Annotated in this window: 13 protein-coding genes; 5 read left to right on the top strand and 8 right to left on the bottom strand. The window is 58.1% G+C overall.

Going from position 1 to position 13,893, the window contains the following annotated elements; all coding sequences use genetic code 11:
* Window positions 1–19 precede the first annotated feature (19 nt).
* The gene (locus LT85_RS24735; protein WP_038494408.1) at window positions 20–1,093 is read left to right on the top strand and encodes a porin; all 1,074 of its coding nucleotides are present in this window, start codon (window positions 20–22) and stop codon (window positions 1,091–1,093) included.
* 220 nt (window positions 1,094–1,313) lie between these two features.
* Window positions 1,314–3,506, top strand: a complete 2,193-nt coding sequence (locus LT85_RS24730; RefSeq protein ID WP_253273622.1) for a M3 family metallopeptidase — start codon at window positions 1,314–1,316, stop codon at window positions 3,504–3,506.
* A gap of 133 nt (window positions 3,507–3,639) precedes the next feature.
* Here the strand turns inward: LT85_RS24730 and LT85_RS24725 are convergent, their stop codons facing one another.
* The 6 genes from LT85_RS24725 to LT85_RS24700 form a co-directional block, all read right to left on the bottom strand.
* On the bottom strand, window positions 3,640–4,227 hold the full coding sequence (locus LT85_RS24725; RefSeq protein ID WP_156117635.1) for a hypothetical protein: 588 nt from the start codon (window positions 4,225–4,227) through the stop codon (window positions 3,640–3,642).
* Window positions 4,178–4,513, bottom strand: coding sequence for a hypothetical protein (locus LT85_RS24720; protein ID WP_038494402.1), 336 nt, complete (start codon window positions 4,511–4,513; stop codon window positions 4,178–4,180). The genes LT85_RS24725 and LT85_RS24720 overlap by 50 nt, the downstream gene beginning before the upstream one ends.
* 244 nt (window positions 4,514–4,757) lie before the next feature.
* Window positions 4,758–5,243 carry an asparaginase domain-containing protein gene (locus LT85_RS24715; RefSeq protein ID WP_038494399.1) on the bottom strand — a complete coding sequence of 162 codons (486 nt, stop codon included), beginning with the start codon at window positions 5,241–5,243 and terminating at the stop codon, window positions 4,758–4,760.
* Between the two features lie 29 nt (window positions 5,244–5,272).
* The gene (locus tag LT85_RS24710) at window positions 5,273–6,709 is read right to left on the bottom strand and encodes a c-type cytochrome (RefSeq protein WP_081992692.1); all 1,437 of its coding nucleotides are present in this window, start codon (window positions 6,707–6,709) and stop codon (window positions 5,273–5,275) included.
* Window positions 6,706–8,307, bottom strand: a complete 1,602-nt coding sequence (locus LT85_RS24705) for a GMC family oxidoreductase (protein ID WP_038494396.1) — start codon at window positions 8,305–8,307, stop codon at window positions 6,706–6,708. Before LT85_RS24705 ends, LT85_RS24710 begins: the two co-directional genes overlap by 4 nt.
* Window positions 8,308–8,309: 2 nt before the next feature.
* Window positions 8,310–8,924 (bottom strand): sugar dehydrogenase complex small subunit, encoded by a 615-nt coding sequence (locus LT85_RS24700; RefSeq protein ID WP_038494393.1) that lies wholly within the window; start codon window positions 8,922–8,924, stop codon window positions 8,310–8,312.
* Window positions 8,925–9,080: 156 nt separating this feature from the next.
* Here LT85_RS24700 and LT85_RS24695 point away from each other — a divergent pair, with 156 nt between their 5' ends.
* A complete protein-coding gene (locus LT85_RS24695) occupies window positions 9,081–9,839 on the top strand; it encodes a hypothetical protein (protein WP_038494390.1) in 759 nt (252 codons plus the stop codon).
* A 21-nt stretch (window positions 9,840–9,860) separates the two neighbouring features.
* Here LT85_RS24695 and LT85_RS24690 read toward each other — a convergent pair whose 3' ends face one another.
* A complete protein-coding gene (locus LT85_RS24690) occupies window positions 9,861–10,853 on the bottom strand; it encodes a D-2-hydroxyacid dehydrogenase family protein (protein WP_038494387.1) in 993 nt (330 codons plus the stop codon).
* A 201-nt stretch (window positions 10,854–11,054) separates the two neighbouring features.
* On the opposite strand from LT85_RS24690, the gene LT85_RS26840 reads away from it, so the two are divergent.
* A complete protein-coding gene (locus tag LT85_RS26840; protein WP_156117634.1) occupies window positions 11,055–11,207 on the top strand; it encodes a hypothetical protein in 153 nt (50 codons plus the stop codon).
* A 2-nt stretch (window positions 11,208–11,209) separates the two neighbouring features.
* Entirely contained in the window at window positions 11,210–13,081 is a 1,872-nt protein-coding gene (locus LT85_RS24685) for a phosphoenolpyruvate carboxykinase (GTP) (protein ID WP_038494384.1), read from the top strand.
* A gap of 302 nt (window positions 13,082–13,383) precedes the next feature.
* Here the strand turns inward: LT85_RS24685 and LT85_RS24680 are convergent, their stop codons facing one another.
* Window positions 13,384–13,701: a hypothetical protein gene (locus LT85_RS24680; protein ID WP_038494382.1), complete on the bottom strand. Its 318-nt coding sequence runs from the start codon at window positions 13,699–13,701 to the stop codon at window positions 13,384–13,386.
* Window positions 13,702–13,893: the final 192 nt, after the last annotated feature.

Raw genomic sequence — 13,893 nt, 5'->3', positions numbered from 1 at the left:
CTACAACGGAGGAAGCAACATGAAGAGAAAGTACCTGGCGACGGCAACGTTCGCCGCACTCGGCGCATTGGCGTCTGGCGCGCATGCGCAAACCAATGTCAGCATCTACGGCATCATCGACACCGGAGTCGAATATGTGAATAACGCCAATGCCAATAAGGATGGCCTGCTGCGCCTCAGTTCCGGTGCAATGAATACTTCGCGCATCGGCTTTCGCGGCACCGAAGACCTGGGCGGCGGACTGAAAGCCGTGTTCCAGCTGGAAAACGGCTTCAAGGTCGATACCGGCGAGTTCGACAGCGCAGGCGTGCTGTTTAACCGCCAGGCCAACGTCGGCCTGGAAGGCAGCTTCGGGCGGCTGGTGGCGGGTCGTTCTTTCACCACCACCTACGATTTCATCCTGCCATTCGATCCGATGGGTTACTCAGGCCAGTATTCCTGGGCGACCTCGGCCGGCGCCACCGGTGGCCGCAAGGACGGCATGCCAACCAATTTGCAGAATATCCTCAAGTACCAGGGAAAATTCGGCAGCTTCAAGCTGGGCGCAACGTATGGCTTCGGCGAGACTGCCGGCAGCAATAGCGACAGCGCCAAGTACGATTTCGGTGTCGGCTACGAAAGCGGCCCGTTCCGTATCGCGGCCACCTACGACCGGGTCAACGGTGCGGCGGCAAGCCCTGCCAGCAGCGCTTACGACAAGACCACGACCATCCACCTGGCCGGCGACTACCAGCTGGGCGGACTGGATTTGAATCTGGGCTATCGCAACTACAAGAAGACGCTGGCATCCAATGCGCCAGACCTGCGCAGCGACCTGTTCTGGGGCGGCGCCAGCTACAAGGCAACGCCGGTGGTGACGCTGATAGGCGCGATCTACTATCAGAACATCAAGAACGTCGCCAGCGGCAAGGATGCAGATCCGATCATGTATTCGGTGCGCGGCAAATATGCACTGTCGAAACGCACCGACCTGTACCTGAGCGCGGCGTATGCCAAAGCCAAGAACCAGCAGCTGGTCGGCCTGTCGCGCGACGATATTGCCTACGGCAGCAGCCAGACCGGGGTAATTGCGGGGATGCAGCACCGCTTCTGACGTTAAACGGGAAGCCGGCGACAGTATTGTGCGGGCGGCTTTTCCATCACGAAGACACGAACAACCCGCCTGGGTGTTCGTGTCTTTCTTGCTTTTATGGGTGGCTTTTGCGGGTGGCTTTTGAGCTGAAAATACGACAACCACCACTTCTCGAATGCGGCGTAAAATGTTTCGTCAAAAAAATAATTGCCGGTATCCAATAATTACACAAGGAGAATTGATGCAAGTTTCTACAAGACATATCTCGGTATGCGGATTAATGCTCGGCGCTGCAGCAGGATTGATGGGCTGCGACATGCCGACCAAGCCCGATCAGTCCGCCGCCGCCGCGACCGCAGCCTATGCGGCGTCCTCGCCCTTTGCCCAGGTCAGCTCCTTGCCGTACAACCTGCCGCCCTTCGACAAGATCAAGGACAGCGACTACAAACCTTCCTTCGAGGCCGGCATGGCGCAGCAGCGCCAGGAAGTCAATGCGATTGCCGCCAATCCGGCGGCGCCGACTTTCGATAACACGATTGTTGCGCTGGAGCGCTCCGGCCTGATGCTGACCCGCGTCAAAGACGTCTTCTTCAATCTCATCAGCTCAAATACCAGTCCGGTGATGGACCAGACCCAGCAAGACATCGCTCCCAAGCTGGCGGAGCATGAAGACGCCATCTTCCTCGATCCGATCCTGTTCGCCCGCATCGAAACGTTGTACCAGCAACGCGCCAGCCTTGGCCTCGATGCCGAGTCGCTGCGGCTGCTGGAACGTTATCGGACCGATTTCGTCCGCGCCGGCGCGCGTCTGTCCCCTGCTGAAAAAGACCAGCTGCGCAAGATGAACCAGCAGATTTCCTCGCTTACCACGCAATTCCAGCAAAACCTGCTGAAAGCCAGCAACGATGGCGCGATCGTGGTCGACAAGGTGGCCGACCTGGACGGTTTGTCGAAAGAGGAAATCGCCGCTGCCGCGCAAGCTGCGGAAACACGCAAGCTGGACGGCAAATGGCTGATCCCGCTGCAAAACACCACAGACCAACCAGTACTGGCGCAACTCAAGAATCGTGCGTTGCGCGAACGTATCTATAAAGCTTCGATCAGCCGTGGCGACGGCGGCGCCGGCGACAACGTTGGCAATGTCGCGCAAATCGTCAAGCTGCGCGCTCAACGAGCAGCGCTGCTGGGCTACCCGAACCATGCGGCCTATGTGCTGGAAGAGGAAACCGCAGGCACCCCGGCCGCTGTGAATAAAATGCTGGCCCAACTGGCGCCGCCAGCCGCCGCAAACGCCCGCAAGGAAGCCGCCGCCATGCAGCAGCTGATCGACCGCCAGGCGAAGGCAAAACATAGCAAACCGTTCAAATTGCAGCCATGGGACTGGGGCTTCTATTCGGAACAGGTGCGCAAGGAGCGCTACAACTTCGACGAATCCCAGATCAAACCTTACTTCGAGCTGAACAATGTGCTGCAGGACGGCGTGTTCTACGCAGCGCATGAGCTGTACGGCCTGACTTTCAAGGAACGCACCGATTTGCCGGTATACCAGCAGGATGTGCGCGTGTTCGAGGTATTTAACGCAGACGATTCCGCGCTGGGCCTGTTCCTGTTCGACCCGTTCGCACGCGACAACAAGCAGGGCGGAGCCTGGATGAACACCTACGTTGCGCAGTCGCGCTTGTTCGGCACCAAGCCGGTCGTATCGAACAACATCAACATCGCCAAACCGCCAGCAGGCAAGCCGGTGCTGCTCAGCTTCGACGAAGTCAACACCATGTTCCACGAGTTCGGTCACGCCTTGCACGGTCTGTTCTCCAACGTCGAATATCCGATGTTCTCCGGAGCTTCCGTGCCGCCTGACTTTGTTGAATATCCGTCGCAATTCAATGAAATGTGGTCGCACAATCCGAAGGTGCTGGCACACTACGCCAAGCACTATGAAACCGGAAAGCCGATGCCGCGGGCGCTGGTCAACAAGGTGCTGGCTGCGCGCAAATTCAATGCCGGCTACGACACATCCGAATATCTGTCAGCTGCAATCCTGGACCAGTCCTGGCACCAGTTGTCTGTGAACCAGACCCCGGATGTCACCGACGTGATGGCGTTTGAAGCCAAGGCATTGGGTACCGCCAGCGCCAAGGGTTACGTGGTGCCGCCGCGCTATCACACCCCGTACTTCCAGCATGTGTTCGCCAGCGGCTATTCCGCCGGTTACTACGCCTATATCTGGAGCGACGTGCTGGCCAAGGACACGGAGTACTGGATGAATGCCCACGGCGGCTTGAAACGCGCCAATGGCGATCTGTTGCGCGCCAAGGTGCTGTCGCGCGGCTTCAGTGACGATCCAAGTGCATTGTTCAAGGATTTCTACGGCCGCGGACCCGACGTCGGGCCGTTGCTGGATGCACGTGGCCTGACTGCCGCCGCCAAGTAATCTCCAGGGCCTGGTCGGAAATGAAAACGGGACAGAAATTCTGTCCCGTTTTTTTGTCTGCAGCAAAAGCGAAGCACAGCCACTCACAACATCCGCAGTATCTCTGGCTATGCGCTCATAACGACAAGCGCATTTATTGCCCGCCAGACCATAACCCCAGATTCCGCGCCGATTCACGTAAATTGAACGGCTGCTGCAAAACATCGATTGCTTCCAACTCCAGGCGTTTACGTGTCGGCAAGGCATAGTAACGGACCTTGTAGCCTAGTTCACGCCGGTATTCGCCGAGAGCAAACCCGGTCACCATTTCGCCATGAGGATCGTCCGCTACGGAATACTCCGGCAGATCCACCATTCTGGCGAGCTGGGCAGCAACCAATAACGCCTGTGCGGTTTTTTCCGTACACAATCTCAGCGCATGTGCAGAAAAATAAAACAATACCATTCTCTTCTCGTCATTGGTCAGCGCAATACGATCGAAGACGTTGGCGGTCAATGCCGGCGCCTTCATCGCCGAGTCACTGCAATTCACATACGCGGCTTCAGCCTTGGTCCTGGCTTCCTGCAATTGAGTCGCAACGAAAGAACGCATCAGAGTTTGCGCTTGCTGATCCGCTATCCCGTTATCGGCAATCGCCAGACTGGGAAAAAGGAGAAGCAAGCCGACCAGCCTAAGGGGTACAGCCATCTGCCATTGCCTCCCAAAAACGCCGTTGAGCAAGATCGTTCTGATGATCCAAGGCCTGATAAAGAGCAATGTCTCTCACAACTTTTTGTGAAATGACAGGCCAGGCACTCATGCTTTCGGCCATCAACTTCCAATCTGTTTGCGTGATGTTATAAGCAGCGTGTGCCGAACTACTGCGGTAGAAGATCTGGGCAAGAACACCGCCGCCTGTAATAGCAGCGCCAAATTTCGCTAACGCAAGCTTGCTTCTGATCTCATCGAGCCCTTGCTGGCTCCTGTGATCTAAGCGCAAATGCGGGATGTCGGGGCAAGCTCTCATATCGCGTCAATATAAAAATAACAACATTCCGACTTTAGCAGAATTTATTGCGACAAAGTCAATTATTTCTATATCTGCATTCGTGGAAAAGGGGCGTTTGGCGTGAGCAACGACAGTCGAATTTTTACTTGAAGCCCGTGGTCTGACTGCCGCCGCCAGGTAATGGCAAGTACTTAGGTGGAAATAAAAACGGGACAGAAATTCTGTCCCGTTTTTTTACGCTCGCATTGTCCGGAAGGCGTTGTTACAACGGCTCGAAAACGCCCGCGGTCCGGTTCTTTTCCACTTTATCCCAGGCAAAGATCTTGCCGTTCATCGCCACATACACGCCATGCGGCAAGGCTTGCGCAACACCGCAGGCGAAGCCGAAATTGAACAGGGCGTCGGAATTGACGATGGCGTAGGGAATCATCGCGCCGGTCACCACGATGGTCTTCTCCAGCGCGGCGGCGCCTAGCACGGCTGCGGTTTCGCGCATGGTGTCGGTGCCGTGGATGATGACGATGGCCTCTTCCTTGGCGTGCGTGCAGGAGGCCAGCACGCGGCGGCGGTCAATGTCTTGCATGTCGAGCGAATCCAGCAGCGGCAGTTCTTCCAGCGCGATTTCCGCGGTAATGCGGGCGCGCTGGATCACTTGCGGCAGATGGCTGGCGGCGAAAGTCAATTTGCCGGCGATCTCGTCGTAGTGCTTGTCGAAGGTGCCGCCGGTGGCGATGATGCGTAAAGCCATGAGAATCCGTTTCCTTTTTTATAATGTGATTACTTCGGCCGGCGACGGCCGATGCGCCGGAACAGGGAAAACAATATAAATACCACGATCAGCGCCGCTGCCGCCAGTCCTACAGGCATTAAAGTCAGGAGGGGCGAGGCCGGGCCGCCTTGGCGCTGTACCTTGACCTGCTCCGGTGTGATGGCGGGTGTGTCGGCATTGCCATATTGCTTGACCACGTAATTGGCCAGCATGGCGATCTGGCCATCGCTCAGATGATCGGCAAAGCCGGGCATGAAAGTTTCTTCTTTCGCACCTCCGCGTTGCACGCCATGCAGTATGACCATCAGCAGATTGCCGGGATCGCGGGCGCCGACCACGCTGTTGCTGAACAGCGAAGGGTAATAGCCGCCCACAACGCCGCTACCGCTGGCGGAGTGGCAGCTGGCGCAGTTGCCGCTAAACAGTTCAGCGCCGCCGGAAGCATTGCTGCTGACCGACACGGCGGCAACCCCGCGGATATCGGCATCGTCGTCTGCCGCCTGGCCCCAGGCATAACGCGGCTTCTTGTCGGCCACGTCGTTGATGGCGGGCACGCTGCGTACATAGGTGACGATGGATTTCAGGTCGTCATCGCTCAGGTATTGCAGGCTATGTTCGATGGCTTCAGCCATGCCGCCGGCAGCAGAAGCCTTGCCCGGAACCAGGCCGGTTTTCAGGTACTGCATCAACTCTTCGTCTTTCCAGCCGCCGACGCCGCTGACCGGATCCGGCGTGATGTTGAACGCGGTCCAGCCACCTAGTTGCGCGCCGCCGAACGCGCGCTTACCGTCAATGCCCATGGTGAGGTTACGCGGCGTATGGCATTCCTGGCAGTGCGCTAATCCTTCCGCGAGATACACGCCACGGTTCCATTCGGCGCTCTTGGCGGGATCGGCCTTCCATTCGCCCGGCGTGAAGTTGAACAGCTTCCAGCCGGACAGGATCCAACGCTGGTTGAGCGGGAACGGCAGCTTGTTTTCCGGAGTCTGTTGCGAGATCGCCGGTAAACTGAACAGATATGCCTTGATCGCCAGGACGTCGTCGCGCGACAGCTTGGTGAACGAGGCGTACGGAAAGGCAGGGTAGAGATTCTGGCCTTCATCGTCGACACCGTTATGCAGCGCACGGATGAAATCCTCGTCGCTCCAGTTGCCGATGCCGGTTTCCTTATCCGGCGTGATGTTGGGGCCGTAGATGGTGCCGAAAGGCGTTGCCAGCGGATAACCGCCGGCGAAAGGCTTGGCCTTGTCAACCGTGTGGCAAGCGATACAGTCCGCCGCCTTGGCCAGATACTCGCCGCGCTTGATCTGGTCGGCGTTCGGCGGGGTAATTGGCGCCGCAGCTGCACCAGTACCAGCAGCATCAGCAGCAATGGCCGCGTGCATCATACCGGCGACCAGGGCCGCGCCGCCGAACCAGAGGGAAAGTTGGGAGCGGGCCGTCATAGCACTGTCCTCAAGGTGTCGGCGATACGCAAGGACAGCGCCGCAATCGTCAATGTGCAGTTGACCGTGCCGGCTACCGGCATGACCGCGCTGCTGGCGATGAACAGGTTTTCGTGGTCATGCGAGCGGCAATGGGCGTCGACCACTGAGTCGCGCGGATCGCCGCCCATGATGACCGCGCCCATGATGTGGTTGTTGGGCGCGAAATCGTCGTCGAACTTGACTTCGGTGCCGCCGAACATGGCGGCGATGCTGGCGTAGGTGTCATGCGTCAGCACGGCACTCTTCTTGACGTAATCGTCGATCGAATAGGTGATTTCCGGCTGCGGAATGCCCAACGCGTCGCGCTTGTCGCTGCTCGGCCGGATACGGTTTTCCGGATTCGGCAGGATATCGTGGAAGCTGTTGATATTGACCGTGCGCGCCGCACGGCGACGGATTTCCTGGTTCAGCTTGAGGCCGACCAGGCCTTCCTTCAATGCGCTCTGCGCGGCGTGGTTGGTCTGCGCCATGTTATTCAGGTGCAGTTTCTTGGCGGCGTATTGCGCACGGAAAGGACCATCACGCATATCCACCATCGAGGTCATTTCTATCGGCCCGCGCCCCGGCCACAAGTCTTCATTGGCGAGAAAAGTGACGCCTGTGCCCGGATGGTCCATCAGGTTGCGGCCAACCTGATCCGAACTATTGCCGACGCCGTTCTTATGGCGGTCGTCTGTCGAGATCAGCATCAGCTTGGGGATTTCGATACCGTTTGCCGCCAGCACGAAATACTTGCCGGTGACGCGGTGCGTGACGCCTTCCGGGTCTTTGTAGTGAACCGCGCTGATGCGTTCCTTGGCATCCACTTCGATGCGGTACACCACGGCATCGGCCAGCACCTTGGCGCCGGCCTTTTCGGCCTTCTCGACGTGAATGATGCCGCTATACATGGCGGCGATCGGGCAGATCGGCATGCAGTTGTTGTTACCGCAGCAGTTAGGCCGTTCATCGTAGGCTCGGCTATTGCGCGCCACCGGCTCCGACACTACTTTGTGGCCATTGGCGTTGACCACGGCGCTGAAGCGCTGGTCATTCCACGACAGCGGCAAATGCTCCATCGGATAAGGCTGCTTGCGCGGCGAACCGAGATCGGTGCCGTCATTGGGGCCGGAAACGCCCAGCTCGACTTCGGCCCGATAGTAGTAGGGTTCCAGCTCGTCGTAGCTGATCGGCCAGTCGCGGCCGACGCCGTACAGCGTTTTCATCCTGAAATCGTTGGGTAAGAAACGCCAGGCCGCAGCGGCCCAGTGCCACGTAGTGCCGCCGACTGCGCGGATGTATTGCGAGTTGTACTTGTGCGTTCCCTTGAGGATCAGGTAGTTGTTTTCCGGCGTGTACTCGGGATGCGGCGCATATTTGGTGGACGGGTAAGGCACCATGAAATCGTCTTTGCTAGGCGTATTCCGGTAGTTTTCAACGATGCGCCAGCGCTCGAGCCGCGGTCCGGCTTCCAGCACCAGCACCGAAGCGCCTGATGAGGCCAGTTGATGCGCCACCAAAGCGCCGGCTACGCCGGAGCCGACAATCACCACATCTGCAGACAAGTTATCAGCCATCGTCAAACCCTCGCTTTCAAGACTGCCGGCTGGGTCACCCAGTAACCGGGAGCGGCACGACAATAGGTAGGGACGACCACGGCATCGCGTACCTGGTCGAACATCAACGCTTGTTCGAACGCAATCACCTTGGCGCCGCCAGTCACACCGCCGTCGCCAACCACACCGAGATACCAGGCGCTGATAATCCGGTGCAGTAGCAGCGACAACGCGCTGTCGCTGGCAAGCGCGGCGGCCAGGTTCTCGACATCCTGGATCTTGTGATCCTGACTGTATTGCCACAGCGCCGCCGTCTGTTTTTCAAACTCGATCGCCTGCGTACTGAGCGCGCTGTAGATTCTTGCGCCGGTACGCGGATTGAGTTTGGGCGTGGCGGTCAGCAATGCCGACAAGGCCATGAAATTCGACAGTTGCTGGGTGTTCGCTGCGGGGGGCGGGTTGGCGGGGGTGGTACTTTGAGCCGAGGCTTGTTGCAGCCAGTGGGGAATGCTCATCATCGCGAAACTTGCGCCGGCCAACAACATGAGATTGCGCCTGCTGGCGGAGACCGCGCCGCTGCCGATGGCTTTGGGCTGGTCGCTGGATTTCTCGTCGATTGCTTGTGGACGTTGCTTCATGTGGCTAGTCCTTTCTGCCTTTGGGGGTAGGCTGATTATACTCAGCAAAACAAATCATTGTTGCGCCATCCTGCGCCCCTAGGAAAATACGCCGCAGCGTCTACACTGGTAACATTTGATTTTTGTACGCATGCATTTTTGCAAGAGCTCCAGATCATGAAACCCATCGCTCCCGGCACCGTCATTTTCCACCGCTTCCGCGGTTACGGCGTCATTACGTCGGTCAACCTGCTGACCGGTTGGGTCGCTGCGCGTTTCGGCAGCGAGAAGCGGACACTTGACCTGAACCTGTCCACCGATGAAGTACAGCATGCGGACGGCGAGCCTATCCTGTTCCGCCGTGCGCCGCCGGACCGTATGCCGCATGCCCGCCTGATGGGCATGGTGCGTGAGCTGCATCGCGCCGGCTATCAACGGCTGTACCTGTACAGCTGGCCCAAACCGTCCGGCCTGCACTGGCGCTGGCATTTGTTTTGCGGCCGCCGCAGCTGGATGGAAAGAGCGCGGCGCGAAGGCTGGTATGGCTCCGGCGCCGACTATATCTTCAATCCGGTGATGGGCTGGAATGACCAACCGGGTGCCACCATCCCGGAACTGGCCAGCGCCTTGGCGCAATTCGATCCGCATGGATTGGCGCAGGCATTGGGGCGCGACGAGGATCACAGCAACTGGTTCGCCAAAGTGTGCGACGCTCTGTTGCCGGACTACGCCTTCAGCCTGGGCTGGAGCGAAGGCCCGATGCCAGAAAGCCTTCCAGTCATTCCAGTACGCCAGAATGTGCCCGAATACAGCGGGCCGCCGCTGCCATGGCCGCCGGGCTGGCAAGGCATGTGGCGCGATACGTCGCTAGCTATGCCTTCCGCCAGGCTGAATAAACTGTTCCTGCCTAGCGGCGCCGGCGCCGGCGACGACTGATTTTCTTCGTTTTCTTCCCTATTATTTAGGAAGAAGCGCATCCGGATTCAAGACATTCTTCGGCGTGCCCTTGGCAAACTCAACCACGTTCTGGAACGCCGCGCGGAAGTACAATTCATAGCTGTCTTTTTCTACATAGCCAAGATGTGGCGAAGCCAGCACGTTCTCCATCCTTAACAACGGCGAATCCGGCGTCAGCGGCTCGGTTTCGTAGACATCCAGGGCGGCATAGCCCGGCCGGCCTTGTTGCAGCGCGGGCAGCAGGGCATCTTCGGCGACCAGTTCGGCGCGGCTGGTGTTGACGAAAATCGCGCTGGGCTTCATTAAGGCCAGATCGGCAGCTTGTACTATGCCGCGGGTGGCGTCGTTCAAACGCAAATGCAGCGTCAGCACATCCGCTTCAGCAAAAAACTGTTGTTTCGACTCTGCGGCCTGATAACCGTCTGCGATTGCAGCAGCGCGGCTGGCGTCGCGGCCCCAGACCAGCACACGCATGCCGAACGCCTTGCCGTAACCGGCAATCATGCGGCCGATCTTTCCATAGCCCCAGATCGCCAGCGTGCGACCCTTGAGCACCGTGCCAAGCACATTGTTTTGCGGCAGCGCCGAAACCGATTGCCATTGGCCTTCCTGCAAATTGCTGACATAGCGCGGAATGCGCCGGCTGGCAGCCATGATCAAGGCCCAGGTCAACTCGGCCGGGGCAGTTGGATCGCCGACGCCTTCAACGATCGCAATACCTGCAGCGGTGGCGGCCTCGACATCGATATGACCGCTGACCTTGCCGGTTTGCGAAATCAGCTTCAGCTTCGGCAATTTTTGCAGCAATGCTTTGGAAAAACTGCTGCGTTCCCGTATCAGCACCAGCGCCTCGAAATCGGCCAGGCGAATCGCCAGCTGGCCAAGCCCGCGCGCGGAATTATTGAACACTTTGACCTCGTGTCCATCCAACAGTTTGAAGCAATCGAGATGACGGATGCAATCTTGATAATCATCCAATACGGCAATTTTCATAGCGGCTTTTCAATCAAAAACAGTAAAAAAATGGCCGTCGCGTAATAAAGCAACAGCATCCGGAAAATGGGAAATACCTTACTACAATAGTTGGTCATTTTCACTACAAATCGGGTGTACAATCGGCCGACTTTTCCAAGACAATGTATATAAAATAAACAATGTCAGCCTATGGTGTGCGGCTCTGCCAGCAGTAAAACCTTGGCGATCATTGTTGATCGAAACCCGGCCATTATTTCATTTTTTGCCGCTCGCAGTGAGCGCAACAGAATTCAGCCAGCCGACCGCGCCCATCATCCGCGCCCCTCAGGCTGGCAAGAAGAAGATTTCTTTATTGGTATTGGAGGTAAGTAGTCATGAATCAACCACGCATGGGTGGCATCGCCACAATCAACGCGCCGGAATATGTCAAACAGCAAAAGCTGATCAGCTGGGTCGCCGAAGTCGCGGCGCTGACCAAGCCGGAGCGAATCTACTGGTGCGACGGCTCGCAGGCCGAGTACGATCGCCTGTGCAGCGAAATGGTGGCTGCTGGCACCATGAAAAAACTCAACCAGGAAAAACGTCCGAACAGCTACCTGGCGTGCTCCGATCCGTCGGACGTGGCGCGGGTCGAAGACCGCACTTTCATTTGCTCAGCCAAGAAGGAAGATGCCGGCCCGACCAACAACTGGACCGATCCGGCGGAAATGCGCAACACGCTGCACGGCCTGTTCGACGGCTGCATGCAAGGCCGCACCATGTATGTCGTGCCGTTCTCGATGGGCCCGCTGGGTTCGCCGATTGCGCACATCGGCGTTGAACTCTCGGATTCGCCTTACGTGGCGGTGAACATGCGCATCATGACCCGCATGGGCAAGGCCGTGTATGACGTGCTGGGCAGCGATGGCGACTTCGTCCCGTGCGTGCACAGCGTCGGCGCACCGCTGGCGGCTGGTCAGAAAGACGTGGCATGGCCATGCAACCCGACCAAGTACATCGTCCACTATCCGGAAACCCGCGAAATCTGGTCCTACGGTTCAGGCTATGGCGGCAACGCCCTGCTCGGCAAGAAATGCTTCGCTTTGCGCATCGCGTCCACCATGGGCCGCGACCAGGGCTGGCTGGCTGAACATATGCTGATCCTGGGCGTTGAATCGCCTGCAGGCAAAAAGCACTATGTGGCGGCGGCTTTCCCTTCGGCTTGCGGCAAAACCAATTTCGCCATGCTGATTCCACCTGTCGGATTCGAAGGCTGGAAAGTCACCACCATTGGTGACGATATCGCCTGGATCAAGCCGGGCGCCGATGGCCGCCTGTATGCGATCAATCCGGAAGCGGGTTATTTCGGCGTCGCCCCGGGCACCAACGACAAGACCAACCACAACTGCATGGCGTCGATGCGTGAAAACACCATCTTCACCAATGTCGCCCTGACCGATGACGGCGACGTCTGGTGGGAAGGCATGAGCAAGGAAGCGCCGGCCCATCTGGTCGACTGGCAAGGCCGTGACTGGACGCCTGCGATCGCCAAGGAAACCGGCGCCAAGGCTGCCCATCCGAACGCACGCTTCACCGTTGCTGCAACCCAGAACCCGGTAATCGACGCGGCTTGGGATGATCCGGCCGGCGTACCGATTTCCGCCTTCATCTTCGGCGGCCGCCGCTCCACTACCGTGCCGCTGGTGACTGAAGCCCGCAACTGGGTCGAAGGCGTCTACATGGCTGCCACCATGGGTTCGGAAACCACTGCTGCCGCTGCCGGCCAGCAAGGTATTGTGCGGCGCGATCCGTTCGCGATGCTGCCTTTCATCGGCTACAACATGAGCGACTACTTCCAGCACTGGCTGACCCTGGGCCAGAAACTGGCGGCGCAAAGCAAAGCTGAGTTGCCGAAGATCTTCTGCGTCAACTGGTTCCGCACCGACGCCGACGGCAAATTCGTCTGGCCTGGCTTTGGCGACAACATGCGCGTGCTGAAATGGATGCTGGAGCGTTTGGACGGCAGCAGTGCAGCGAGCGCCGGCGGCGTCGAGCACCTGTTCGGCGTCACACCGCGCTATGCCGACCTGAGCTGGGAAGGCCTGGACTTCAGCGAGCAGCAGTTCGAGACGATTACCGCAATCGACAAGGCGGCCTGGCAAGCTGAAACCGCCTTGCATACCGAACTGTTCGAGAAGTTGAAATATCACCTGCCGCAAGAACTCGCGGATGTGAAGCAGACGCTGGAACAGCATCTGGCGAAGTAACTCTCCGCCGCTCTGTCTCATAGAAAACGCCCGCAGATTGCGGGCGTTTTTTATGCTGCGTTTCCTGAGTTAAAAAAATCCCTACTGGCCAGAGGGCAGTAGGGTGAATCCTTCCATCGCGGGAAAGAGGAGACGTCAGAAAATCAAATACGGTAAAGCGGAAGACGAAGTCTTACAGACCGTTCAAACCCATCCAGGCCAGTGCGCGAGTCACTTGTGCGCGCAGCCATTGCATGACTGCAAAAGTCGGGAAGCCGTCTTCGTCGTGGTAAATGTATTGGTGCATGGCAAACTCCTTAAGGTTAATCACGGCCAGCCAGCATGCGCAGTTCGTTAGCCAGGTTAGGCTGGCTGAGGGCCTGGTCATTAGCCAGGCGGCGCATCAGTTGCTGCCCTTTGAACTTACTGCGGGCAATCCGCTGTTCCAGCGATTTACGCGGCTTGATCAACATCAAGGCTGCACGCAAGATCCCCATCCAGAGCGGTCTGAAATACACCATCAAGGTCGCCAGTACCCCCAAACCCAGCAACGGCCGTAACGCACTTGCAGCGGCGGCAAGTAACGCCGATGCGTCGAACAGTGCTATTTCAGCGGGCAGGGCAAAAGCGAGTAAAGACATGCGAACTACTTCTCAATGGTGTTGTTGCATTGCAGTATATGCATTACCTAAGTAGCTATCCAATTTCGATTTGGGATATCAGTTATGTGTTCGACGAATAATGGCGCCCGGAGTCGGGAGCTGGCCCGATGCCTGTCTCGCCATCTCACGCCTAGGATAGAAGGAGGGCCGCCCAGAGCTGATTGCTTTGGT

Source organism: Collimonas arenae, from assembly GCF_000786695.1.
GTDB classification, from domain to species: domain Bacteria; phylum Pseudomonadota; class Gammaproteobacteria; order Burkholderiales; family Burkholderiaceae_D; genus Collimonas; species Collimonas arenae_A.
The sequence above is the reverse complement of the archived record's forward strand: the minus strand, read 5'-3'. Positions and strand labels throughout refer to the sequence as shown.